Here is a 24,523-nt window from a genome sequence, read left to right as displayed (position 1 = left end):
CTGGAGAGGGTAAGCAATCGGTGATCCGCTTTACGGACAACACCGGCACCGAGTACAGCTTCGACGAACGCCGCCGCATCGGCGACCCGAGTGGCGCCGGTGCTGTGTTCGTCGGCTAGGCATCAGACGGCAGTCCTGTTGCCGTTAAACGGGTCCGGCTGCAACGCCAGACCGAGGGGGACGAGCGCAGACGCGCCCGTGAAGTCGAAATCGTCGAGCGCCTCATCCGCGCGGCGCACTCGGGAGCAGACACGAGCAATCTCGTGCTGCCGCTCGGCTATCGGTTCGTCGATGAAGACCTGTTTCTGGTCATGCCGCTCGCGGAAGGATCGTTGGCGCCGTTGCGTTGTGGGATCGGCGGACGCCTTGAACCCGTGTTGGGTCCGCGGTCAGATCGCGTGGACGAGTTCGGTGAACGCTGCGGCGACTCGCAGAGCGGGCGGGAAGTCGACAGCGAGTTCGTGGTGTCCGCGGCGCAGGTTCTGCATGAACGCGTGGCCGGCGATGATGACCTGTGCTGTCGTGTCCGTTCGTAGGCCGCGCATCGGTCTCAACCGTTGCTTCAGTCGACTGTGATCAGCCTCGATCGGATTGTTGGCGTACCGCTCGACATGATGCCACGCGGACGGGACCAGCTCGTCGAGCACGGCGGGGTAGACCGCGGCGGCGTCGGTGACCACCTCGCTGGGCTTGGCTTTCAGCGTGGACAGCGCCCGGCGGAAGAACCGACGGACCGCGTCGGCGTCCCGACGAGCCGAGACCAGCACGTCGATGACCTGACCGTACTGGTCGACCGCCCGGTACACGTACCGCCAAACTCCGTTGACCCTGACGTACGTCTCATCGACGTGCCACCTTTCGCCGGGTGCATGGCGGCAAACCGGCCGCGTCGGCGAACAGCGGCGTGAACCGCTGCACCCACCGATACACCGTGACGTGATCGACCTCCACACCGCGCTCGACCAGCAACTCCTCGACGTCGCGGTAGGAAAGGTTGAACCGCAGATACCAGCGCACCGCGACCACGATCACCTCCACCGGGAACCGGAACCCCGCGAACGCCGACTTCGCGGGCAGCCACGGGCCAGGACGGATCGATGACTTCACCGCTCAAGCTTGCCTCGATCTTGCCAACGCTCAACGCAACGGAGCCTTGTTCGTCTTCATGGCCGTGCTGGGCCGGTCCTGACCACGACGCTGTTCTTCGTGCGCGACAAGGCGCTCACCCCCGATGTGGTCACCGACCTGCGTGCAAAGCAGAGCGCGGCGGTCACGGTTGCGGTGGCGTCTGACCAGGGCGTGCTACGGATCATTCCGGTCAAGCCCGGGTGGTGGCTCGACGACGTCCACGCCCAGGATGCCGCGCCGGTCGTCGCCGTCCAGGACGCCGAGCATCGGTTGCCCGGCTGGAATCCGCACGATGTCGCGGTCCGGGCCGGCATGTCCGACGTCGTGGCGTGGATGCCGCGCCGCAACGGGGGTCCGGGACGCCGCGTCCGCCGCGCCGTTCCCGTGCCGCAGGTGGGGTCGCCGCGGTGGTGTTCCGGCCCTCGTCGGTGCCGGAACTCGGCGGCACGCTGGAGCCACTCGACGGCGAGTTGACCGGCAGTGTGTCGTTCTTCCGCCTGGCTGTGGGCGTCGCACTGCTCATCGGCGTCGCCTACGGTGTGTGGCTGCTGGCCGCCGGGTAGACCGGTGCGATGCCGGAGGCGAGGCTCGTCATGAACGAGGTCGGCATCCCGGTCGCCTCGCTGTGGCTCGACCAGGCCCGCTGCAATCCCAACCTGCGAGCCGACCTCGCGGCGCGGATGCGAGCCGCCGAATCCTGATGAGACGAAAGCGCAGCGCTGGGCGCCAGCCGTCGTCCTGCGTGCGGCAACGATCCGGAAGCGGGGGCCGTACGGCTGAGTGTTGAAACGCGGCTGATGGGCGGCGGTTGGAAGAATGGCGGCCGTGACTGTACTGCGATTCACCGACGGTGACGGTGTTCAATGGACCTACGATGATCAGGACAATATCGGCGAACCCGGCGGTATGGGCAGCGTATTCAGGGGCACGGGCCCCGACGGCACGCCGGTGGCGATCAAGCGGGTCCGGCTGCAATATCCCGGCGTGAGTGCCGAGCGTCGGCGCGACCGCGAGGTGCAGATCAGCGAAGTGCTGGTCCACACTGAACGGTCCGGCAAGGAGACCTCGCACCTCGTCGTGCCGCTGAGCTTCCAGTTCGTGGACGAGGATCTCTACATCGTGATGCCGCGGGCCGACGAGTCCCTCGGGCACGCGTTGAAGACGGCGTCGTTCGACCTGCCGTCCGGCGTGCAGGTCGTGCGGCAGATCGCGCTGGGACTCCAGCAGCTCGCGGCGGAGTCGATCGTGCACCGCGACCTCAAGCCCGACAACGTCCTGCGATTCGGGTCCACCTGGCAGATCACCGACTTCGGCTTGTCCAAGAACCTGACCGAGGGTCCCGTGACGGTGTCGCTCGCCGACTGGGGGACCGAGGAGTACACCGCGCCCGAACTGTGGAGGAACGAGCCCGCTACGCCGCGGTCGGACCTGTACGCGCTCGGAGTGCTGGCGTGCGAGGTCTTCACCGGGGCGCGACCGTTCCCCGGCCCGCGCGGTCAGTACCGCCGCCAGCACCTGCAGCATCCGCCGCCCGACCTGCATGGCCTGCCGCCGCGGCTGGCCCGGCTGACGCTCCGGCTGCTGGCGAAGAATCCGGCGGAGCGGCCCCAGGACGCGCGGGCGGTTGTCGAGGCGATCGACGCGTACGCCCGCGGCCTGCGCCGTGACCAGGAGGCCCTCGTGGACGCGGCGCTGGACCTGGAACGCGCCCGGGCCAACGGCCAGGCCGGCGAGGCGGTTGCCACCGACCGCGCCGCGCAGGCGGAGGCGTTGCGGGTGCAGGCGGTCGGTGACCTGGGCGACGTGCTCGCCAACGCCCACGACGACGTCCACGAAGCCCTGCCCGACGCCCGCATCGATCGCGCGGCGCTGGAGATCCTGATCGTCGGGCTCCGCATCGCGTTCGAGACGTCGGAGCCGCTGCGCCTGGGGGCCGCCGCCGATCCCGGTGGCGCCCTGCTGACCGGTGTGGTCCGGCTGGTACCGCCGGACGGCCCGCGCCAACTGGGGCATGTGTTCGCCCACCTGGCGTACGTCCCCCGACACGACGGAGGGCACCACTGGATCTACACCGGGCCCGATGCGACCGACACGGACCGGCGCACCCTCGACGACGGGGCCGTCCTCGCCATCGTGCGCGCGGCGCTGGCCGCCGCCGTGCGGGGGCTGTAGGCGTGACGGACGATTACCGCATCGTCGACGCGGCCCGGGTCATCGAGGGCGGCCGCACCAGCCGCCTGGTCAAGTGGATCGGCGCCGCGAACCAGTCCGAACCCGGCTCCGGGTTCGCGGAGATCCGGGTGTTCGACGCGAAGAACGAGTTGATCCAGGCACTGGACAGCCTGCGTCGTGCCGCGATCACAGGGCTCGTCAACGCCGACCCGATCACCCGGGGGCCGCTCATGATCGCGACCCATGCCGTCCTCGTGGTTTCGGCGTTCTTCACCGAGCTCGCCGATCAGGAGACGGCCGCCGAGGCGTCACACGGTCGGCTGGACGTCAGGCGCTGGCCAACGCTCGATCGATCGGCGATCGCGCTCATGGTCGGCATGCGGGTGCCGGTACCCTCCCCGATGAAGACGTCGAGCGAGACTGATTTTAAGATCTGGCAGCTGTACTCCGAGACGGCAGCGCTGTTCAACGAATGTCTGGTGGTGGATGCTCCGAACGCGCATCTGCCGGCCATCCGTCGGCTGCAGTTCCAGCTCCTGCAGCATCTCCCGTCCGGGGCGCTGCGGCGCTATCGCAAGTATGTGCTCGCGGTGGCCGCCAAGGTGCCGGCGTTCACGATCTGGACGCTGTTCGACGACGATGCTCCGAGGGGTTCGCAGCTCCTGCCCGCACCGCCCGAGGACGCGAACCTCGCCCGGCTGCGCCGACAGCTCGGAATGGTCGTGGTCCCGGCCGTTTCCGGATCCGAGATCGGGACGATGCTCGACGAGGTCCGCGCCTGCCTGGACCGGCAGCCGGCAGGCCTGTCCGGGTTCCACGGCGCGCTGGATCGCGTCGAGCGCCGCCCGCAGGTAGCCGACCAGTGGGCCGAGCTGGCGGAGTTCTACCTGGACGAGGTCACCCGCGACGCGACGGAGCACGACCAGGGCGCGCCGCGGCTGCCGGTGCTACGGGACCTGTACGTCAACCCGGGCTACCGGGCCAAGCCGTTCGACCTGGGCAACGACCACCCGCACGAGGAAGCCTGGTGGGAGCAGGTGCCGGCCGGGGACGAGGTCCAGGGTTTCCTCGTCCGCTACCTGCTGTCCCCGTCGGCCACGCTCATGCCGCTGCTCGTGCTCGGCCATCCCGGCGCCGGCAAGTCGGCGTTCACGCGGATGCTCGCCGCGCAGCTCGGGGCCCTGGGGCGTCCGGTCGTGCGGGTCGACCTGCGCAGCGTCGTCGCCGACGCGCCGATCTACCTGCAGATCTCGAAGGCGATCGAACGGTTGCTGAGCCGCCGGCTCGACTGGGCAGAGCTGGCCCGGACCGCCCGTAACGCTGCGCCGGTGGTGATCCTCGACGGGCTCGACGAGCTGATCCAGAGCAGCGCCGCGAGCCGCGCCGACTACCTGGAGCTGGTGCAGGAGTTCCAGCGCGGCGAGGCGATCAAGGGCTGCCCGGTCGTCGTCGTCGTTACCAGCCGGACCGTCGTCGCGCACCGGGTCCGCATCCCCAACAGGTCCATGGTGATGCGGCTCGAGCCCTTCGACGAGGTGCGCATCAAGCGGTGGCTCGACCGCTGGAACGAGCACAACGCCCGGTACTTCGCGGCGTCGGGCCTGCAGCCGTTGACCGCGCCGGCCGTGCTGGCTCACCAGGGGCTTGCCGAGCAGCCGCTGCTGCTGCTCATGCTCGCGCTGTACGACTCGGACGGCAACGCGCTGCAGCGCGACGGCGCCAACTTCGCTGGCGCGGACCTGTACGAACGGCTGCTGCGCAGGTTCGCGACGCGCGAGGTCCGCAAGCACGCGCCGGGTGTGGAGGCGGACGAGGTCGAGCGGCTCGCCGAGAAGGAGCTGCTGACGCTATCGATCGCGGCGTTCGCGATGTTCAACCGGGGCAGCCAGGCCGTCCTGGAGGATGAGCTGGCCGCCGACCTGCAGACGTTCACCGCCGCGCCGTCGCAGCGCACCCACCGGCTGCCGGTGCCGCCGGACAAGGCCCGCAAGCTCGTCAGCCGGTTCTTCTTCGTGCACGTCTCGCAGGCGACCGCTGTCGACGGCGGCGGCGAACGCACCGCCAGCGCCTATGAGTTTCTGCATGCGACGTTCGGCGAGTACCTCGTCGCGCGGCACACCCATCGCGCGTTGCTGCACACGTACGAGAGCACGCAGCGGGGCGGCCACTCGCTGAGCATCCGCGAGGAGGAGCCGGACTACGGCCTGCTGAGCGCGCTGCTGTCCTTCGAGTTGCTCTGCGCCCGCAACACGGTGCTCGCGTTTCTCGGCCACGCGGTTCGCGATACCGACCCCCGCACCCGGCAGGGGCTGATCGGAATGCTCATCGACGTCCTGCAGAACGCGCTGTACGTCGACGCATGGCGCGGCTTTGAGGACTACAGCCCGCGTCGGACGAGCATCCCGGAGCGGCTGAGCATCCGGACCGCCAACCTCGTCCTGCTGCTGGTGGCTCTGAGCAACGGCATCACCATGGCGACACTGTTCCCGGACGCTGCCGACCCGGCCGCACGATGGCGCGAGCTCGCGGCGTTGTGGCAGGCCACGCTCAGCCCGGCATCCTGGCAGTCCCTGACCGAAGCGTTCGGCGTCAAGCAGGTGGGCGCCGCGCTGCACATCAGCGACCTCGGCGCGAAAACGCCCCTCGACGTCTACGACACCGTTCCCGCGCTCGACTCGCTGCGTCGGCTGAGCCGGTTGACACTGGAACCGCACACCCAGTGGGCTTTTGCCGCGCTTGAACCGCTGCTGCACGCGGTGCCCGCGGTGGACGAGGCATTGAGCCTGATGCACCAGGCGTTTCCGCTCTGGTTCGGCGGAGGGGTGGCATCTGAGGCCGAAGCCCTGCTGCACCATCGCATCCGGTTGCTGGCCCTCGAGCCGGGCGCCATCGAGGCTCCTACGCTGGCAGAGCTCTCAGTCCAGCTCGACGACCTGGAGACGGGCGCTCCGGCGATCCGCGCCGAGCTGTTGTTCGAAGCGATCCGCCCGGGCAGGCCGGCCCCGGCAGCCCTGGACGTGTTCCGCGAGGTGCTGTGCGAGATCGCCAGGCCTCTGGGCGAGCACTGTCCGTCCGCGCGTCAATTGCACATCGCGATCGGATTGGCTCGCCTCGGCATTGCTGACCGGGACCTTCCGTCGAGCCTCTGCCTGGTATCGATCCTGTACGAACCCCGGCATGCCGTGCGTCTGGTCGACGGCGACTGGCGTCTGGCGGCCGACCTGATCGACGTAATCCGCTCGACGTCCCGCTGGCGTGCCGCCGGCCGGGCCGCTCGTGTACTGATCGCGGTTCCGGTGCCGGTCCTGCGCGGGTTCTGCGAACCGGACGTGCTGTTCGTCGCCGAATGCGCCCGGCGCGAATACCCGGACGCCGCGGCACACCTGCTGGCCAGCTGGGCCGAGGCGCTCCTGCTCACCGAGCGCCTGCGCGTCGCGCGGCTGCTGCGCTCCGGCCTCGCCCGGCGGATGGCCCTGACACGCGTGGCCCTGGCCCTGCGTGCGGCGGCCGTTGACCCGCGCCAGGCGGCATCGGAACAGACCGCACGCGCAGCGCTGTAAGTCGGCCGGCGGCCCTGGGGAACACCGTCTGTGCCGTCTCCCACGCCGCCGTCTTGCCGCGGTGGGTCCGTCCGTTGCGTTGAACGTTCCCACGTCAGTGCTGTTGTGGTTGGTGCGGGGTTGCGGTCGCGGCTGAGCGCCAGGACGGTTGAGCGCACTTACCAGCAGTTGGAGGCGGCCGGCTACTCCCGTACGACGTTACGGACGTTGCATCTGGTGCTGGGCAAGACGTTCGGCGAGCAAACTGGCCGGACCCTCGGCGCGTGTAAACCGCAGGAGTCTGACGACCTGCGTGCGGTGTGGACGGTGGATGAGGTCCGGCGTTTCATGAGCATGTTGCTGGCGATCGGTTGTATCCGTTGTGGCGGTTGCTGCTGATGACCGGTCTGCGCCGTGGTGAATTGTGCGGTCTGCGCTGGCGTGATCTCGAACTGGACCTCGCCGCATTGACGGTTCGCCGGCAGCGGGTCGTTGAGGATTCGACGAGCCGGGTGCGGGAGAAGACGCACAACGGCACCCGGAGTCTGGTCCTTGACCCGGCAACGCTCGCGGTTTTGACCGATGTCAGGCCGCGGTCGGGGAGGGTGTTGGCGTCCGGTTTCATGTTCACCGGCCGGCAAGGGCGGCCGTTGCGGCCGGACAACGTCACGCACCGGTTCAAACAGCTTGCGGTCGCTGCGGGCGTGCGTCCGCTCGGTCCGCATCAGACCCGGCATTTGGTCGCTTCGAATCTGCTGGACCTCGGGTATGGCATTGCTGAGGTGGCTGAGCGTCTTGGTCATGACCCGGCGACGTTGATGCGCTACGACTCGCGGGTCAACGCTGGCCGCCGGCGTCAGGCCGCGGACGACCTTGCGGGCTCATCGCCCAGACTTCGCCGCGACCGCCGAGGCGCTGAGCGCGGCATGAAGACGACCATCCGAGCGCTCGTCGAACGACTGCGAATGCAGTGCGGACGCAGCAATACGAACGGCACTTGACCGGGAAGCGCTCACAACGGGCTCACAGCGGAGATCAACTCCAGGTGGACACGAACGTATGACGCAGCACCAGCTGGCACGGGGAAGGAGTAGTATGAGGAGGTCAGGAGAACGTGAGGGCATAGACCGGCATCAGGCAACACTCGGTAGTGGAGTCGTTACGAGCCTGGGGGTCAAGGGGTCGTGGGTTCGAATCCCGCCGTCCCGACCGGGTAAAAAGGCCAGCTTAGCTGGCCTTTTTTGTCGACCCAGATCGATGTGTAGGCAAGGGGTGCGACACGCGATTTTGCCCGTACGACCGTACGGTTTGTGTCGTAGGTGGCTGTTCAGAGTGCTTGAAAATCTCCTTGCTGTTACGCCGGACGGAGTCAAGGGGTCTGTGATGGCCTGCCGGCGATCGACATGAACTGCGGTTGAGCAGGCACTATGCGAGTGTCGGCTGTTGTCGTGCCGCGATCGACACCTTGACTCGGATGCTTGCACCCCCTTGAACTCAAGTGTCCACTGTGGATGATCGCGACACATCGTTGACACGAACGTCCGTACGGTGATCTCTCTGCAGTCCGCCGGCGTGCTCGCTCGGCGTTCTCATCGTTGGCGCGAGCTGGTTGTCTCGGCTGGCACTCCCTGCTGCGGCCAGCGCGAGTACGTCGGACACGACGCCTGCTGATCAGGGTGTGCTGATCAGGCCGGAGATCGCGGTGCGCAATTCGCGGGAGTCGCTGATCGCCTGCCGGACCTGCTGCTCGGTGACGGTGAGCCGTAGGCCGAGTTGGGCTGGGCTGGAAGGCAGCGCATTCAGGTACTTGGCGTCAACCACGCCGTCGCGATGGGTGAAAGCATGGCGGGTCGCCCAGGTCTGCAGCAGCCGCTGCCACGTCGCCGGTTGAGACGCTGACGGAGGGCCGGGTAGCCGTTGGCGGCAAGCAGGTCGGCGGTGTGCTCGAGGCGCTGAAAGATGGCGCCCTTGCCGTTCAAGATCTGGTCGACGTTCGAGACGGCTGCGTGGAACAGTGGGTTGGCGAGAGTTTCGACGGCGCCGGCGAGGTGCTCCAGGGTGTCGACTCAGATGCGGGTGAGGCCATCGTGCTCACGCAGCGTCGTAGCAGCATCGGCTGGCAGCAGGGCGAGCACGTCGAGGCGGTCGATGTCCGCAGCGAGCGCGTCGAGGGCAACGGCGTCGGGCCGCAGCGGCCCGCACATCGGGCAGAAGCTATCTCGATGTCTCCCAGATGTGGTGTGCCCGCAGCTGGTTCGCTCGCTCCCGCCAGGGGTGAGCGTCGCAAGAGGGCGCGGTGGCCGGGACCCCGAGCGGGTACCGGCCACCGGTGTGCTACGCCTACGGCGTGCCGTAGACCTCCAATTCGTCTGTCATCGACCAGGCGGTGCCGCCCTCGATGGTCACCTTCACGTACCTGGCGTCGGCGTCGAGGCCGGTCAGCCGGTAGTTGTGGGCGGCCGTCTCCCAGGCGTACCAGTGCTGGTCGACCGTGCCGACTTCGGTGAAGGTCTCGCCGTCCGTGGAGACGGAGTACGTCACCGTGCCGGGCAGGGCCACGCCGTCGGCGGGTGCGGCGAGCCAGCCGGTGTTGAGCTCCCGCAGGTGCCGGGTCGTGCCGAGGTCCAGCATCACCGAGTAGGTGCCGGCGCCGTTGCGGCCCTGCCAGCGGGCGTCGTACACGAGCGCGCCGCGTTGCCCGTCGGTCAGGGATGTGCCGCCCGTGTCGGGGTAGGCCGGGTCCGCGGCCACGCTGGTGGTGTAGCCACGGCCTCGGGCGTGGTTGACGAGCGCCGGGTCGCGCTGCGCGGTGGTCGCCGGGACCGGCGTGGTCTGGTCCGAGTATCGGCCCCAGATGCTGTACTCCGACACTGTGTACCGGTAGGTGCGGCCCGGGTCGACCTGCCGGTCCACGTACTGCGGACCGGGCGTGAACCCGACCATCTCGCCGTCGCGGTAGACGAAGTAGCCCTGTGCGGTGCCGCTGGCGGTCCAGTCGAGCGTGACCGCGTCGGCGCCGTTGGGGGTGGCCACGAGCGCGGCGGGCGCTGCCGGGGTGTCGGCGCCGAGGATCTCGATCTCGTCGAGCATCGACCAGGCGGTGCCGCCGTCGACCTCGACTCTTACGTACCGTCCCGAGGTCTGGAAGCCCGTGGCCCGGTAGGCCTTGCGCTGGACCGCCGACCCGGCGTTGGGCCGCTCGAGGTTCTCGATGTTGAGCCAGTTCTGCCCGTCGTCGGACACCTGGTAGAACACGATCTCCGGCAGGAACACGAAGTCCTGCTGGGCCTGCAGCCAGCCGGTGCTGATCTCGTCGATCCGCTGCCAGCTGCCGAGGTCGACGGTGATCGAGTAGCTGCCGCCGCCGTTGCGGCCCTGCCAGCGCGGGCCGTACGACGCGCCGCCCCGTTGCCCGTCGGTGAGCGACGTGCCGCCCGTGTCGGGCCAGGCCGGGTCGGCCGCCGAGGTGGTGGTGTAGGCGCAGCCGGCGGCTCCGGCCGCGGCGCCGCACCGGGCCAGGTTGATAGCCGGTGCGGGCCGCACCTCCAGTGTCGCGGTGACCGGCTCGCTCATCGCCGAGCTGTTGCCGGCGCCGTCGACCTCGGCCAGCTGGTAGGTGTACGTCCGGCCGCCTTCCAGCAGCGGGTCGCCGAACCAGCGGTCGCCGCCGTCGAGCTGCGCGACGCGTTCGCCGTCGCGGTAGACGTCGGTCCGCACGGCGCCGCCGCTGCCGGTCCAGGTCAGCTGGATCTGCTGGGCGGATGTGAGCGGGATCGCGGTCACGCCGACCGGCGCCGAGACGCCGTCGCCGAAGCCCCAGACCCCGATCTCGTCGAGCATCGACCAGGCGGTGCCGCCGTCGACGTCGACGCGGACGTACCGGGCCCGGGTGTCGAGGCCGAAGCCGCGGTACTCCTTGCGCTGGACGGTGCCGTCAACCGCGGGACGGTCGATCGCGGCGACCTGGGTCCACTGCTCGCCGTCCTCGGAGACGGAGTAGGTCACCCGGTTCGGCAGGAAGACGAAGTCCTGCCGTGCCTGCAGCCAGCCGGTCGTGATCTCCCGGATGTTGCGGGCCGCGCCGAGGTCGACCGTCGCGTGGTAGCTGCCGGCGCCGTTGCGGCCCTGCCATTGTGCGGTGTACGAGGCGTCGCCCACGGCACCGTCGGTCAGCTCCCGGCCGCCGGTGTCCGGGTGCCCCGGGTCCGCCTCGACGGTGGTCGTGTAGGTGCATCCGGGTGCCCCGGCCTCGGCGCCGCAACGGGCGTGGTTCACCTGGAACGCGGTGGCGGCCGAGACACCGACGGAGACGGTGTCGCTCTGCTCGCCGGCCGCGCCCGCGGCGCCGATCTCCTGCACCTGGTAGGTGTAGGAGCCCGCGTCGACTTGACGGTCGGTGAACGTGGTGTCCGTGCCGGGCACCACGGCGACCTCGTTGCCGTTGCGCAGGATCCGGGTCTGCGCCGCCGCTGCGGTGCCCGTCCACTCCAGCTGGACGGTGTGCGGGGTGTCGGACGTGGCGGTGAGTCGGACGGCGTCGGGCGGCGTCGTGGCCACGTTGAGCTTGTACGTCGCCGGGCCCTGCAACCCGAAGACGAACAGCGTGTAGTCCCCGTACGGCAGTGGGTCGGTGGCCACGGTGGCACAGCCGCCCGAGCCGACCTCGGTGGAGGTCTGGTCCGTCCGGCGGACGAGCTGCCAGCCGAGGCCGGCCGGGCACTGCGGCGCGTCGATGTGCAGTGTCTCGCCCCCGCCGAGGCGGAAGGTGTACGCGTCCTCGGTCGTGCCCGGCTCGATGCGGCCGGCACCGGCCACCGGCGCGCCGTCACGGATCGACAGCGGCAGCGTCACCGCGAACCGCTGCGTCGGTAGCGTCCGCACCTTCATGGTGTACGTGCCGGAGCGTTCCTCGTACGAGCGCACCGACAGCGTGAAGTCGCCTCCTTCGAGGTACACGCCCTCCTGGCTGAGCGTCTGCGCGTGCGAGCACCCGCCGAACAGCACCGTGTCGCCGGTCGAGGTCAGGATCCGGTACTCGAACACCGGGTCCGCGGCGCAGTCGCCGGCGTCGATGTAGAGCAGCTGGTTGTCCGCCAGGTGGAAGCGGTACTCGTCGACCGCCGTCTTGTCCTCGAGGTTGCCCGCGCCGGCGCCCGGCGCGTTCTGCCGGATCTCGCCCGGCAGCTGGAGGGTGAACTGCTGCGCCGGCGGCAGCGGGGTGATGGTGATGCCGTACGTGCCGGCGGCCGATCTGGCCAGTTCGGCCGACGCGACCAGCCGGTACCGGCCGGCGGGTAGCTGCCCGGTCCGTTCGTCGGAGCACATGCTGTAGGAGGTGACCGGCTCGCCCGTCACGTCGTTCAGCAGCCGCCACTGCGGCGTGCTTGGCGAGCAGCCCTGCACGTCGATGTACAACGCCTGCGCGGTCGGCAGCGTGAACCGGTACTCGTCCACCGAGGCCCGGGTCTCCATGTTGCCGGCGCCCGGAGCCGGGACACCGTCGGCGATCCGCACCGGGAACGCCACGTCGAACGACTGCGGCGCCGGCATGACGAAGAGCTCTATGCCGTACTGGAAGACCTTGCCGTTCGCGGCGATCAGCAGCGCGTACGACCCGGCCGGGACGTTCTGGATCGTCCGGTCCTCGCGGCAGCCGCCCTGGGCGAGCACGGCGCCGGTCGCGGTATTCGTCAGCCGCATCGTCGCGCCCTGCGCCCAGCAGGCGCCGCCCAGGTACCGCAGGGTCTGCGTCCCGGCCAGCGTGAACCGGTACTCGTCGCGCTCGTCGCCGCTGTCGAAGGCGCCGGCGTCTACCTTGATCGGGAGCGTCATGTCGAAGCGCTGCGGCGGGCTCGCCTTGACCCGCACGCCGTACCTGGTGACGTTGTTGGACGACGAGTCGACGACCAGCCGGTACTTGCCGGCGGGCAGCGGGTCGGTCAACCTGCTGTACCACGCCGGTCCCTCGACCCTGGCACCCGTCGCGTCGTTGACCAGTGTCCACTCGGCCCGGTACATGAACTGCCCCTCGGCGGTGGTCGTGTCGACGTACACCTCCTGCGCGGCCGGCAGCGTGAACCGGTACTCGTCGACGGAGGCGCGCGCCTCTAGGTTGCCGGCGCCGGCCGCGGGCACCCCGTCGGACACGGCGAACGGCAGCTGCACGTCGAACGTCTGGGCGGGCGGGATGACGGTTACCTCGAGCCCATACGGGCCGGTCTTCGCGTCCGCCGGCGACGAGCGGACCACCAGGCGGTACGTGCCCGCCGGCAGGACCTTCGTCCGGTCCTTCGACGAGTACCCGAAGGTGATCACCGCGCCGGTCGCCTCGTTGACGATCTGCCGCTCGGCGCAGTAGCTCAGGCAGTCCAGGCTCACGGCAAGAGCCTGCGGCTGGGTCAGCGTGAACCGGTACTCGTCCGCCGACGCCTTGGTCTCCAGGTCACCGGCGCCCTCGCCGGGGCGGGCGTCCGGCCCGACGGTCAGCGGCAGCGACACGTCGAAGCGTTGCGGCGCCGGCACGACCGACACCGCCATCCTGTAGGTGCCGGTGTATTCGAGCGGTGCACGCACGACCAGCCGGTAGGTGCCGGCGGTGAGTGGCCCGGTCTGGGCACCCGCGCAGCCGCCGGTCAGCGCGGCGGCGCCGGTCGCCTCGTCGACCAGCTGCCAGTCGAGGCGGCCGTCCAGGCACGCCATGGTGTCGACGTACAGTGCCTCACCCTGCTTGACGCTGATGCGGTACTCGTCGCGCGAGACCAGCGTCTCGATGGTGCCGGCACCCGCGGCCGGGACGCCGTCGCCGATGGTTGCCGGCAGCGTCACGTCGAAGACCTGCGGCGCGACCGGGTCGACGTGCAGCGCGATGTTGTCGATGCCGAAGCCCTGGTTGGCCAGGCCGTCGACACCGGCGGCGGTGAACACCGCCTCCAGCTGGCTGATCCGGTGGGTGAGCGGGACGGTGACCTGGTAGACGGCGAACGGCTGCCCGTTGGCCAGGGTGCCGGTGCGCTGTGGGGTGACGGTGCCGTCATACGCCTGCGACCACACCTCCTTGCGGTCGACTTGCAGGCTCACCTTCTCCACGTCGCCGTCGCCGGCCCAGTTGCCCACGGCGACGACGTCGAAGGACAGGCTGCCCTTGAGGTGCGCCGGCAGCTGCTGCGTGTACATGCGGTACGACGCGTTCCGCCCGCTGAACGGCCCGGCGAACGACGTCGCCGCGGCATCGTTGGTCAGCGCCGCCGGCGCGAGGTTCGACGGCAGCGTGGCGCCCTCGAAGTCGACGGACAGGTCACCGGCCGCGGTGACGGTCGCGGCGCGGGGATCGATGGTGATCTCCTTGCGCTGCGCGGCCATCGCGGCGAACTCGTTATTGGAGGTCAGCACGACGTCGACCACGCACGCCTCGAACTGCGGCCCGGCCGCCACGCCGTGCGCGGTGCACACCTCGGTGCCGGCCGCGACCTCGGACGCCGTCAGCGTATTGATCGTCACCACGTTCTTCGGGTACGACTTGTCGGTGAAGCTCGCGGTGCTCTGCCCGGCCTGGTAGGTGAACAGCGACGACGCCTGACTGATCCGCCACGAGTCGGCGTAGGCCCCGTGCAGCACGGCGGGCGACGCGTCGGCGGCCAGCTGGGTGCCGTCGCGCAGCTTCAGGTCGTTCTTCGGGTTCTTGTCCGCGTTGCCGAGCAGCCCGCGGAGACCGGCGTCGGCCGGCATGTGCAGCCCGATGCCCGCCGCACGTCCGGGCAGCCACACCATGACCGGAGTGTCCGAAGTGGACCCCCAGGCGACGGCGAGCTTGCCGCCGGTACGGCGCAGCGTCGCGTCACCGCCCAGGTCCACGAAGTGCTCCTCCGGCAGGTCGAACGCCTTGCCGTCGACGCGAACGGCCCCGGCGGCGGTGAACTCCACCCGGTGGTCCCCCACCTTCGCCGCGACCGCGTCCAGCCCCGACCAGGTCCCGGCGCTGCTCATCGAGGCGAACCGCGTCTGGATCTTCATGCCGTACTTCTCGGACTCCGCGAAGTCGAACTCACCCACCGACTGCAGGTCGTACTGCAACCCGTCGAGCGTCGCCAGGTGCGGGTCACCCCAGACACTGACATTCGGCGCGGGCAGCTCGTCGGCGAGCGCCGGCTCACCGTCGGTGAACGACTCGTCCGTATCGGGATCCTCGAGGGGCAGCGGGATCAGCGGGTCGATGTCGCCGCCGCCCATGGGGGGCATGCTCTCGCACACCGCACACGTCGCCGGTGCGTTCTTGATCTCGACGACGAACTTGTCCTTACTGAGGATGCGATCTTCGCGGTAGAAGGCACCGAGTTCTTCGCCCGTGTCGCTGTTGTCGTCGGCCTTGACGATCTTCGCCGCCCACGTCGCCTTGGTGTTGACGTTCGTGTCGTCGACGAACGGTGCCGCCTCGTAGGTGGAGTTGAACGGAATCTCGTCGCACTCATACCGGGTGACGCCGTCGGCGCCTACGGTGTAGTTTTTCCCCCCGTTCTGCCGGATACACTCCGCCGGGACCTTGCTCCGCTTCTTCATCTCGTAGACGTTGCGGGTCATGAAGGTGATCGGGCGCTTGTCGAAGTTGCCGGGGATGTAGACGCCGGCCGGCGGGTTCTTCTTGACGCGGTCGAGGTACCAGTACGCCTGATAGAAGAAGAAGACCGACTCCTGCTCAGGACCGGTGTAGTCGTACTGCATGATGCCGCGCACCTGGTCGAAGACGCATCCGCCAGGACCTTTCCAGACGATGTACTGCGCCTCATCACACCGTACGGTGGTATGGGGCCCGCGGTAGACGCCACTTTCCGGGCTGGGGGAGATCGTGTTGAGGGCGGTCACCCGGAATTCGAACGTCGACACCTTCGGGTCGGTGCGCAGCGAGGGCTTCTTCAACTTGGAGAAGGAGGTCTGGTCCCAGCCGGTAGCACCCGTGGTCTTGCCCTCCGTTTTCTGCTGGTAGGTGCTGTTGAGCTCCCACTCGGCGAGCGTCCTGGATTTGCTCGCTCCCTGCTTGCACTCACCGCCGTCTGATGTCTGCTCCACGCAGGCGACCGAGAGGGTCAGCGGAGCCGTGGCCCACAGGGCGGGATTGCTGCCCTTGATCTCGTCCACGCGCAGTTTCCACGTGATGGTGCGACCCTCGTTGCCGGTGAGACCGACCGCTGTCAGGCGAAACGACGAGCGCGCGATGACACGGCATGCCGCACCTTCGCACTCCTTGTGAAGATAGTCGATGGACTCGCCGACCTGGCAGGCGAAGAAGCGGTTGCCGTAGTACCAGGGCGCGGGCCTGCCGGTCGCCTTGGCAAGGTCGTGCGTGCGTTCACAGAATTTGATGTCGTTGTCTTCCAGCGCCGTCGCCACGAACTGCGCGCCACCGCCCGCGGCGTCGGCCGGGTCGGCGACGATCGCGCCGGGCAGCTCCGCATCGGCCTGTACCTGGGCGATCTCCTTCGCCAGCGAAGCCTTTGGCGGGCTGATCCGCCGCAGGTACGCGTCGGCACTCTCGCCCGGCAGCATGGCCGGGCCGGCCGTGAAATCGTCGGTCCCGGTTACGGCCGCCGCCGCGGTCACCGCTGGTGCGAGCGCTGTCCCGACGGCGCCGAACGTCAGCGCCAGGACGAGGAACGCGTTGAGCGCCCTTCGGCCGATCTGCTGCATGAACACCCCACCGTGGTCGGTCAAGGGCACCGTCGGGGTGGCAACCCGGCAACGGTGCGCCGCCGTCGATCACCCACACGGCAGCGGTGCAGCATAGGGGCAGGTCTGAGTATTCGGGCAAGAGCGCAAAAATCACTCTAGGAGGTTTTTCCAAGCTTTATCGCAGGTTTGTCCGCAATTGCGGGGCCGGCAGCGCGCCGAATCAACCGAACGGCCGACAATCCGGCCGTCCGCCGAGCCGTCCTGTTCGCGGCCGAGTCGGATGACGCGAGCGTCACTCCCACTCCACCCCGCCGTCGACCAGCTGGTAGCTGTTGTCCAGCCACGGTGCTCCACCCAGCAGCGCGGACCGGAGCTCGCTGTAGAGCTCCTCAAGACCCGTCCATGACCCCATCGCATCCTCGCCGTTCTCGGGTTCCCAGAGAAAGGCCCGGCCGGTGTCCACGTCTGGGGTGTGGTCGACGACCAGGTAGCCGCCGCACCGGTCGGCAGCGAGCGGCACCCAGTGCACGTCCCATGCCTCCGGGTTGGATGCGCGAGCGGTTGCCCTCAGGCGACTGGCGTCACCAGCGACACCGGCCGCGTTGGTGAGCCAGTAGGCCGGCGCCAGCTGGAAGCCGCCCATCTCCTCCGTTGCCCCGTTGTGCCAGAGCAGGGTGCTCGCGACTTCGGGCAGAAGCGCGAACCCGAGCCGCGACTCCAGCTCCCGCAGCTGCTCCTGGCTCGCCGGGGGGTGCAGCAGGGACAGTGTCCGGGGTGCGTTCGCGGCGAGCCACTGGTCGAGGTCGGCGAGGATCACAGCAACCGTCACGGTTTCAGATGATATGCCCCGGGGTGGTGGTCGGTCCGGTATGAAGGGATTGTGAAGGTTCGTCTTGGGCCTGCCCTCCTGATGGCGCCGTCGCCCGGTGCCGGCGGCAACGTCGTCAAGCTGCTGCAGACGGCGGCCTCCCTGGAGAACCTCGCGACGGCGGTGTACGACGCCGCCCGGAACCTGTCCGTGGAGTCTGGCGTCCTCGACCTCTGTACCAGGGCCGCAGCCATGCACACCGAGCATGCCCGGGCGTTCAACGAGGCGGCCGTGCGGGCGGGTGGGAAGGCGCAGGAGGGTCCCAACCCGAAGTACGCCCGCGCCGTCCAGGCCGCGCTGGGCAAGCTCGCGACGGCCGTGGACGCGGTGAAGCTGGCGGCGACCGTGGAGGACGTGACCGTGCAGACGTACGTCAGGAACGTCGTCACGGTACCCACGCCGCAGCTGCGGGAACTGTTCGCGGGCACAGCCGGCGCGGATGCCCAGCAGCTGGCGGCTCTGCTGGTCGTCCAGGCGCTGCTGACCGCGGGCCAGCCGTTCCCGCCCGACCCCGCGAGGCTGCCGGCTGCGGCCCTCGCGGCGGGTGTCGCCCACGCGCTGTTCCCCGTCGACCGCGCCTCTCCCGCCGACGAGGGGGCGGTGTGACGGCCACCCGCCGGGTACTCCTGCTCGGCGTCGCGGGGCTCGGCGCGGCGGCGATGACCGGCTGCGCGGGAGACGACGGCGGGACGCCTGCCCTCATGACCTCGCCGTACGCGGATCCGGCCCGTGCTGCGGCCCACGGCGCCGCCCTCGAACGGCTACTCGTCGACGCGTACGACGCCGCGCTGCGACGGGCCGAGGACGGCGAGGTCGGCGCGGTGCCACCCGCGGTGACCGCGCTCCTGGAGGCGTGCCGCGACCACCACCGCGACCACCGCGCCGCCTGGTCCGCCACGCCCGCGCCGACGCAGCTGGGCATCGCCAGGCAGACGCTGAGGGACATCGGCCGTACGTCATCCGTCACGGAGCTCGCGAAGGTGCTGGAGCCGCTCGAAGACCTCGCCGCGCAGACGTACACCGCCACGGTGGCCCAGACCCAGGACGGCAAGGTCGCCGGCACCGCCGCCCGCATCCTGCCCGTCGAGGCGGGGCATCAGGCCGTGCTCCGCTTTGTCACCGCCCAGTACCCGGTGCCCGCACAGCAGATCGGCACCACCCGGGCGCTGCCGCCCGGCTCCTGACGTGCGGCTACGATGCACGAAAGGCCGTCACCACGGTCGACGGCTTCGCGCTCATCGGACGGGACCAGCCGGGAAACCAGGCTCCCGCAACCTTGACGTTCGGCTGCCGCCTTCATCGTTCTCTGCTCGTACCCGGCCGGCCGTTGCGGCCGGACAACGTCACGGATCGGTTCAACAAGCTCGTGGTCGGCGCGGGTGTACGCCCGATCGGGCCGCATCAGGTCCGACTCCTGATCGCCTCGGCGTTGCTCGACGACGGGTACGGCATCCATGAAGTGGCGGAGCGTCTCGGTCATGACGCGGGCACGTTGATGCGCTCCTACACGCGCGTGAGCGCCACCCGACGCCGCGAAGCGACCCAGTACCCGGCCGAACTCATCGCGTCCTGACAGGACCCGAGCGGTCCTGGGCAGATGCGCCCTGACATCCGAGACGGCTCTATCAAGGCGGAAAGTTCGTGTCTGCAGTCACCCCCTTGCCGGCAATTCGGCATCGACCGTGCGGGCAAGTGTCTCCGGACCCAGCGCCGGTTGGTCGCGAATCGCTGCGCGTCGCCGATGTCGGCCTCACGCCAGGTCCGGGGTCAGGTGAAACTCCCCGTCCAGCAGCACCCGCCTACGCGGACTCGCGTAGGCCAGGAATTCTCCGAGCTGGAAATTCTCGATCCGGCCCGCAGCGCCGACTGGCGAATGAGGCCTCGGTCAACGCGGCGGCTGGCGGGGATGCGGCGGTGGGCAGCGGCATCGCACACGAGCAGCGGCCTGTACTCCACTGAACACACGCTGATGTCGACGGTGCGGAGGCTGGAGATCGGCAGGAGGTCGGCGATGCTGCCGGCGTGTACCGATGGCTCCAGGTCGCGGCGTTGCCGCGCAGTGGTGTGGTCGGCGGTGAGCTACGGAGGAAGGACAAGGTCGTTGGGGAGTGCAGGCAACCGTGCTCGCAGGTACCCAATGCCTGCGCCGACGATCCACTGAGCGGCGTCTGGTTCAAGATCCCAGGGCCGGTCGAGGAGGATTCGCTGGAGACGGCTGCGGTCCACTACCTGCGCTGGTTCGGGTGAAAGCCGGGTCCTCCAGGATCCGTCTGGTCCCCAATGCGAATGGTCGGAGTCGTCCAGGGTGTGAACGAAGGTGCGGACGAGTTCCGGCCAGGTTGGTGTGGCCCCACCAGTGCGGGCAGGCCAATCCACCGTGTGCTGCGGCCTGGTACAGGGCGTACCGTGCGCCGCGCCGCTCGGCGGTGGCGGCGAAGCTGCCCAGCGTGCCGTTCACGTGTTCGGTGAACTCGCCCAGGTCATCACCTGCGAGGTCGACGAGTTTGACGGCGGTCGGTAGCCGCCGGCTGGGGTTGATCAGCCATCGGAAGATCCGCGCTGCCAGCCAATTGACGTCGTCCGTTTCCAACGCGTCCAGTGCTGCGATCGGCGACTGGGCGGTCAGGCTGAGATCGGTACGCCACCGGCGCGCGATCTCGCGGATCCGCCATGTGGTGTGCGCGTTGACGCGCAGCATGTCGCCGTCGCTGAGGGGCCCGTCTCCCGCGTGCCAGTCCTCGACCGGGCCGTTACGCCATCCGCTGTTGACGATCCCGATCGCGGCCAGGTCGAGTACCGAGCCAAGACGATCAGGGTCGATTCCCACCTGATAGCGGAGCATGGCGTCCAGTAAGGCTTTCTCCCGCTGCGGACTGATCTCGTCGCGTGCCGCAGACGTCTGGTCGTGCTGTCGCGCGGTGCTGAGATTGCCGGACGGCTCCTTCGAACCGGTGGCTTGCTGGGCGTCGTTGTTCAACGCCGGAACTTTCTGCGTCCATCGCGCGGATCCATGTTCAGGAAGGTGCGGAACCAAGCTTGCGGGCGGTAGTCACCCATCCCAGTCGTTCGGTTGTAATCACTGTCTGGATCTTCGATACCGTCCATCTCGACATCTCGACATGGAACAGATCCAGGATGTCGTGGTCCTGGAAGAGCACCTCGCTCGCCGCATCCCAGTCGTAGTCGTCGGGATGCTCCAGCAGCCGAGTACCCGTCTCGTCCAGCCCGGCCCAGCCGTCCTCGACTGCAGCCGGCGCATCCAGCAAGACCAAGTGCAGCGCCAGTTCTTCACCGGGACACCGCGGGCGCGGCCAACGGCCTGCCGCGAGGTCCTCCGTGAGGTCGTCGAATGCGCGGGAAGCCTGCCTGCGCCACACCGCGTCCTGCCGCCACGTGATCCGCGGGTACCGGCCGAACAAGATCCACGCGTCGTTGTCGCCCGAGGGTTCATCCCCATGCTGCGTCACATCGTCGTACCCGGGCCTTCGCCCCTGATCTTGGACACGCGGTTATGCAGCTTGGGGCAGCGTAGCCGGCGTTGGTGTGGTGGCGGTCTCGTAGGCGATCGGTGATCGGTGTCCGAGGCGTGAGTGGCGGCGGATGGTGTTGTAGCGGTGCAGCCATCGGAAGGTGGTGAGTCGGGCGTCGTGTTCGTCGGTGAAGGTGCGGCGGCCTTGCAGGGTTTCGCGTTTCAGTGAGGCGTTGAACGATTCGGCGGCGGCGTTGTCGGCGGAGCTGCCGACGGCGCTCATGGACTGCCGGACTCCGGCGGCGGTGCAGGCGGCGGCGAACGCCTTCGACGTGTACTGAGCTCCGTGATCGGTGTGTAGCACCGCGCCGTGCAGGCCGCCGAGACTGCTGCGGGTGCGCTGGGCGGCGTGCAGGGCGTCTAGGACGAGGTCGGTGCGCATGTGATCGGCTCGCCCACCCGACCAGGCGGCGGGAGTGCAGGTCGATGACGGTGGCGAGGTAGAGGAACCCGCGGTCGCCGTGTGGCAGGTAGGTGATGTCACCGACGTACCGCTGGTTGACCGCGTCGGCGGTGAAGTCCCGGCCGATCAGATCCGGCGCCTTCGCTGCAGCCGGGTCCGGGACGGTGGTGCGGTGCCGCCGGCGCAGCCGCAGGCCCTGCAGGCCGATGGCCCGCATCACCCGGGCCACGCGCTTGTGGTTGATGCGTTCCCCGGCGTCGCGAAGTTCGTCGGTGATCCGGGGGACGCCGTGGCTCCTTCGGGCCTGGACGAACCGCGAACTGCCGACGATGCGCCTGACCGCCACCTCGCCATGGAAGGCTCGCGGATAACGCCGTCGATCCGGGCGATCTGGAAGGCAACGTGGAACAAGTCGGCAGCTCGCCGCGGTGCGCGGGTTCTGGTGGTGGTGTGACGAGCTGTTCCCTGGTGGAACTGCTCGTCAGGCCGTACTTGGGAGCTGGCGGTGCCATGCGAGCAGTCGGCTGTGGAGGTCGTCGCGTTCGTCGGGGGGCAGGAATGCGGCTGCGGCCGCGGCCGCGGTCATCTGTGCGATCTCCGGCCAGGTGAGCCGGTGCAGCCGGACCAGGTGGTCGAATTCCTGGCTGAGGGTGGTCTGGCTCATGAGTCGGTTGTCGGTGTTGACGGTGACGGCGAAGCCGAGCCGGTGCAGTCGCGGTGCCGGGTGGTCGGCCATGGAGGGGGCCGCCCCGGTGTGGACGTTGGATGATGGCGAGGTTTCCAGGACGATCTGGCGGTCGTGGACGAAGCGGGCGACCGGGCCGAGTGTGTCGCCATCGATGTCGTCGATGACGCGTACGCCGTGGCCGAGCCGTTCCGCGCGGCATTCGACGGCGGCCTGCCGGACGGACTCGACACCGTCGCCCTCGCCGGCGTGGATGGTCAGGCGGACACCGGCGTCGCGGAGTTCGTGGAACCGGTCGCGGAACTGCGCTGCGGGGTTTCCGGCTTCGGGCCCGCCGAGGTCGAAGCCCGCCAGGCCGGCATCACGCCGTCGGAGCATCAGGGTGGCCATGTCGTGGAACGCGCCGCGGTCGCGCATGGCGCAGACGATGATGCGCACGTCGATGTCGCGACCGGTGGCTTTGACCGTTTGGACGCCTTCCCGGGTGCCGGCGAGCACGGCGTCGAGTGCCTGGCCCGCTGTGAGCCCGTGCCGCAGGTGCAGTTCGGGCGCGAATCGGCTCTCGGCGTAGACGACGCCGTCTGCGGCGAGGTCTTCGACGTTCTCCCGCGCCGCCCTTGCGATCGCCTCGGTGCTCTGAAGGACACCGAACGTGTGCTCGAAGGTGGCGAGGTAGACCGGAAGTGACCCGCTGGTGCTCGCCGCGGCGAACCAGTCGCGCAGGCTGTCGGGATCGTCGGCCGGGAGGTCGCGATACCCGGACCCGGCGGCCAGGTCGACGATCGTGTCCGGGCGCATGCCGCCGTCGAGGTGGTCGTGGAGCAGCACCTTCGGTGCGCTGCGGAGCTGGTCGAGGGTAGGTGTGGAGTGCGGGTTGGACATCGATGGCTCCAAATTCAGGTAAGGGTCCGGCCGCAGTGCTGGTAGAAGCCGGCAGGGTCGACCGAGACCGCCCGTCTGACCGGCCTGCCGGAGGTGTGCGCCACCGTCCGTCCTTGGCTCGGACCGGTGGTCACGATGTCGCACCGCACTTCGTCGAACGAGAAGGGCATCGGTCACCGGCACGTGGTTGGTCACATCAAGCCGGGTTGGTCAGCGGGCCGGTATGTCAGTGGCGTCGGCGGACGAGGTGGAAGGAGAAGTCGGTGCCACGGTGGTAGTCCTCGGAGTAGAGCAGTGGACGGCCGGCGTGGTCATGGTGGGTCTGTGCGAGCAGGAGCCACGCGACGGTGGCGGGTTGGCCGAGGCGCCGGGCCAGCGCGCGGTCCAGGGTCACGGCGCGTACCTGGGTCAACGCGTAGGCGACTGGGTGCCCGTGTTCGCTCAGCAGGGCGAAGAGTGAGCCGGTCCAGTCCACTTCGGACAGTGGTTGCGGTACGAGCGAGCGGGGGAACAGGTCGATGGAGTAGAGAAGGATGTCGTCGCGGTGCTGGCGTCGTCGTTCGAGTCGTACCAGTGCCTCGCCCGCGGCGAGGCGGAGCTGACGTCGCTGCTCCTCGTCGGGTTCGATGAGCGCGATGTCCAGAACGGTGTTGTGGACGGCCAGGTCACGGCTGGCGAGCATTTCAGTGACGCCCTCAAGCCGGGTCAGCGGCCGGTCGAGCTCGGGTTGGGCGGTCAGGTACCGGCCGTCGCCCTGCCTTGTCTGCACGACACCGTCCTGCTCCAGCAGCTTCAACGCTTCGCGGACAGTTGTCCGGCCGACGCCGAAGCGGGCGATGAGGTCGTTCTCCGACGGCAGTTTGTCTCCGGGATTGAGCCTTTCCGCCACGACGAGGTCGCGGATCTGGTCCCGTAGTTGGACGGCGAGGGTCCGTCGTGGAGTGGTCACGCGAGAAGGATCGCGCACCGGTTCAGCGGCGCCCATACCCGGCTACCGGGCGTCCCGGGCGCAGCGGCGCCGTGGCGAGGTCGGCGGCGGTGGGGTAGCTCGGCGCGCAGAACCGGTGGGTGACGGAGGCGGCCGCCGCGCGACCGGTGAACCCGTCGGTCGGGATTGGGTTGAGCAGCACGGTAACCCGCTGGCCGGGCGGCGAGGGCCGCCACCGAGTCGTTGAACGACTTGCCGCCGCGCCCGCCCATGCCGTTCGCACGCCGACCTCGACGCTCGATCCGGCATCGACCGCCGCCGGCTCCCCTTGTCGTCGGCTCCGCAGGCGGCGGTCGATGACAGCAACACGATGCCGCACAGTGGAACCCGGGCCGGACGCGACAAACCTCTCACGGCTTCCTCCGATTTCGCAGACCGGACGGCGTTCTTGATTCACCGGTGCCTGCATCACAGTCTGAGCAACTTAGCTGAGGACTGTCAACACTTGTCAGACAAGCTGCCTTGCGTGGCGCTCAGGCCCGGACGCTGATCGAGTCGACGATCGCCCGCGACCAGTCGATCCGTACGCCGACGCCGATCAGCTGTCCTGGAACCACTGCACGACCCAGCTGGTCCGGGCCGGCGCGGCCCCAAACCAGGTCCACCGCGGCTCGAACCCGACGGGAACATCACGCCGAAACCCGCCCGCTCGTCGCGTCGCCGTGCGGC

Annotated in this window: 19 protein-coding genes and 2 pseudogenes; 9 read left to right on the top strand and 12 right to left on the bottom strand. The window is 69.2% G+C overall.

All coding sequences use genetic code 11. The annotated features are described in order from the left end of the window. Positions 1–389 precede the first annotated feature (389 nt). Positions 390–1,077: pseudogene (locus AB0I21_RS36560) on the bottom strand (IS6 family transposase). A gap of 129 nt (positions 1,078–1,206) precedes the next feature. On the opposite strand from AB0I21_RS36560, the gene AB0I21_RS36555 reads away from it, so the two are divergent. The 6 genes from AB0I21_RS36555 (at position 1,207) to AB0I21_RS36530 (ending at position 7,840) form a co-directional block, all read left to right on the top strand. After that, complete coding sequence (locus tag AB0I21_RS36555; RefSeq protein ID WP_360568133.1) at positions 1,207–1,602, top strand: hypothetical protein; 396 nt, start codon at positions 1,207–1,209, stop codon at positions 1,600–1,602. Between the two features lie 98 nt (positions 1,603–1,700). Beyond that, entirely contained in the window at positions 1,701–1,829 is a 129-nt protein-coding gene (locus tag AB0I21_RS36550) for a hypothetical protein (RefSeq protein WP_360568132.1), read from the top strand. Positions 1,830–1,944: 115 nt separating this feature from the next. Continuing rightward, a complete protein-coding gene (locus tag AB0I21_RS36545; protein WP_360568130.1) occupies positions 1,945–3,300 on the top strand; it encodes a serine/threonine-protein kinase in 1,356 nt (451 codons plus the stop codon). 128 nt (positions 3,301–3,428) lie between these two features. Further along, on the top strand, positions 3,429–6,860 hold the full coding sequence (locus AB0I21_RS36540) for an ATP-binding protein (RefSeq protein WP_360568128.1): 3,432 nt from the start codon (positions 3,429–3,431) through the stop codon (positions 6,858–6,860). Positions 6,861–7,067: 207 nt separating this feature from the next. After that, complete coding sequence (locus AB0I21_RS36535) at positions 7,068–7,238, top strand: hypothetical protein (protein ID WP_360568127.1); 171 nt, start codon at positions 7,068–7,070, stop codon at positions 7,236–7,238. Continuing rightward, complete coding sequence (locus AB0I21_RS36530; protein WP_360568166.1) at positions 7,238–7,840, top strand: tyrosine-type recombinase/integrase; 603 nt, start codon at positions 7,238–7,240, stop codon at positions 7,838–7,840. Before AB0I21_RS36535 ends, AB0I21_RS36530 begins: the two co-directional genes overlap by 1 nt. Positions 7,841–8,510: 670 nt before the next feature. Here AB0I21_RS36530 and AB0I21_RS36525 read toward each other — a convergent pair. The 4 genes from AB0I21_RS36525 to AB0I21_RS36510 all read right to left on the bottom strand — a co-directional run bounded on the left by AB0I21_RS36525 (position 8,511) and on the right by AB0I21_RS36510 (position 17,328). After that, entirely contained in the window at positions 8,511–8,660 is a 150-nt protein-coding gene (locus AB0I21_RS36525; RefSeq protein ID WP_360568125.1) for a hypothetical protein, read from the bottom strand. Positions 8,661–8,905: 245 nt separating this feature from the next. Then, positions 8,906–9,043 carry a hypothetical protein gene (locus AB0I21_RS36520; protein WP_360568123.1) on the bottom strand — a complete coding sequence of 46 codons (138 nt, stop codon included), beginning with the start codon at positions 9,041–9,043 and terminating at the stop codon, positions 8,906–8,908. Between the two features lie 136 nt (positions 9,044–9,179). Further along, a complete protein-coding gene (locus tag AB0I21_RS36515) occupies positions 9,180–16,517 on the bottom strand; it encodes a discoidin domain-containing protein (RefSeq protein WP_360568121.1) in 7,338 nt (2,445 codons plus the stop codon). A gap of 274 nt (positions 16,518–16,791) precedes the next feature. Next, on the bottom strand, positions 16,792–17,328 hold the full coding sequence (locus tag AB0I21_RS36510; RefSeq protein ID WP_360568119.1) for an SMI1/KNR4 family protein: 537 nt from the start codon (positions 17,326–17,328) through the stop codon (positions 16,792–16,794). 51 nt (positions 17,329–17,379) lie between these two features. Between AB0I21_RS36510 and AB0I21_RS36505 the strand changes: the two genes are divergently transcribed. The 3 genes from AB0I21_RS36505 (at position 17,380) to AB0I21_RS36495 (ending at position 18,940) form a co-directional block, all read left to right on the top strand. Continuing rightward, on the top strand, positions 17,380–17,973 hold the full coding sequence (locus AB0I21_RS36505; RefSeq protein ID WP_360568117.1) for a ferritin-like domain-containing protein: 594 nt from the start codon (positions 17,380–17,382) through the stop codon (positions 17,971–17,973). Then, positions 17,970–18,551 (top strand): ferritin-like domain-containing protein, encoded by a 582-nt coding sequence (locus AB0I21_RS36500; protein WP_360568115.1) that lies wholly within the window; start codon positions 17,970–17,972, stop codon positions 18,549–18,551. The genes AB0I21_RS36505 and AB0I21_RS36500 overlap by 4 nt, the downstream gene beginning before the upstream one ends. A 92-nt stretch (positions 18,552–18,643) precedes the next feature. Next, entirely contained in the window at positions 18,644–18,940 is a 297-nt protein-coding gene (locus AB0I21_RS36495) for a tyrosine-type recombinase/integrase (RefSeq protein WP_360568113.1), read from the top strand. Between the two features lie 600 nt (positions 18,941–19,540). Here AB0I21_RS36495 and AB0I21_RS36490 read toward each other — a convergent pair. The 7 genes and pseudogenes from AB0I21_RS36490 to AB0I21_RS36460 all read right to left on the bottom strand — a co-directional run bounded on the left by AB0I21_RS36490 (position 19,541) and on the right by AB0I21_RS36460 (position 24,459). Further along, positions 19,541–20,344, bottom strand: coding sequence for a hypothetical protein (locus AB0I21_RS36490; RefSeq protein WP_360568112.1), 804 nt, complete (start codon positions 20,342–20,344; stop codon positions 19,541–19,543). A gap of 37 nt (positions 20,345–20,381) precedes the next feature. Continuing rightward, on the bottom strand, positions 20,382–20,834 hold the full coding sequence (locus tag AB0I21_RS36485) for a hypothetical protein (RefSeq protein WP_360568111.1): 453 nt from the start codon (positions 20,832–20,834) through the stop codon (positions 20,382–20,384). Between the two features lie 42 nt (positions 20,835–20,876). After that, positions 20,877–21,594: pseudogene (locus AB0I21_RS36480) on the bottom strand (IS3 family transposase); the annotation flags it as partial. A gap of 186 nt (positions 21,595–21,780) precedes the next feature. Next, complete coding sequence (locus AB0I21_RS36475) at positions 21,781–22,866, bottom strand: adenosine deaminase (RefSeq protein WP_360568109.1); 1,086 nt, start codon at positions 22,864–22,866, stop codon at positions 21,781–21,783. A 226-nt stretch (positions 22,867–23,092) separates the two neighbouring features. Then, positions 23,093–23,815 (bottom strand): GntR family transcriptional regulator, encoded by a 723-nt coding sequence (locus AB0I21_RS36470; RefSeq protein WP_360568107.1) that lies wholly within the window; start codon positions 23,813–23,815, stop codon positions 23,093–23,095. A 22-nt stretch (positions 23,816–23,837) separates the two neighbouring features. Then, positions 23,838–23,996, bottom strand: coding sequence for a hypothetical protein (locus tag AB0I21_RS36465; RefSeq protein ID WP_360568105.1), 159 nt, complete (start codon positions 23,994–23,996; stop codon positions 23,838–23,840). A 331-nt stretch (positions 23,997–24,327) separates the two neighbouring features. Continuing rightward, entirely contained in the window at positions 24,328–24,459 is a 132-nt protein-coding gene (locus AB0I21_RS36460) for a hypothetical protein (protein ID WP_360568103.1), read from the bottom strand. Positions 24,460–24,523: the final 64 nt, after the last annotated feature.

Source organism: Dactylosporangium sp. NPDC050588 (assembly GCF_040654975.1).
GTDB lineage: Bacteria > Actinomycetota > Actinomycetes > Mycobacteriales > Micromonosporaceae > Dactylosporangium > Dactylosporangium maewongense.
The sequence above is the reverse complement of the archived record's forward strand: the minus strand, read 5'-3'. Positions and strand labels throughout refer to the sequence as shown.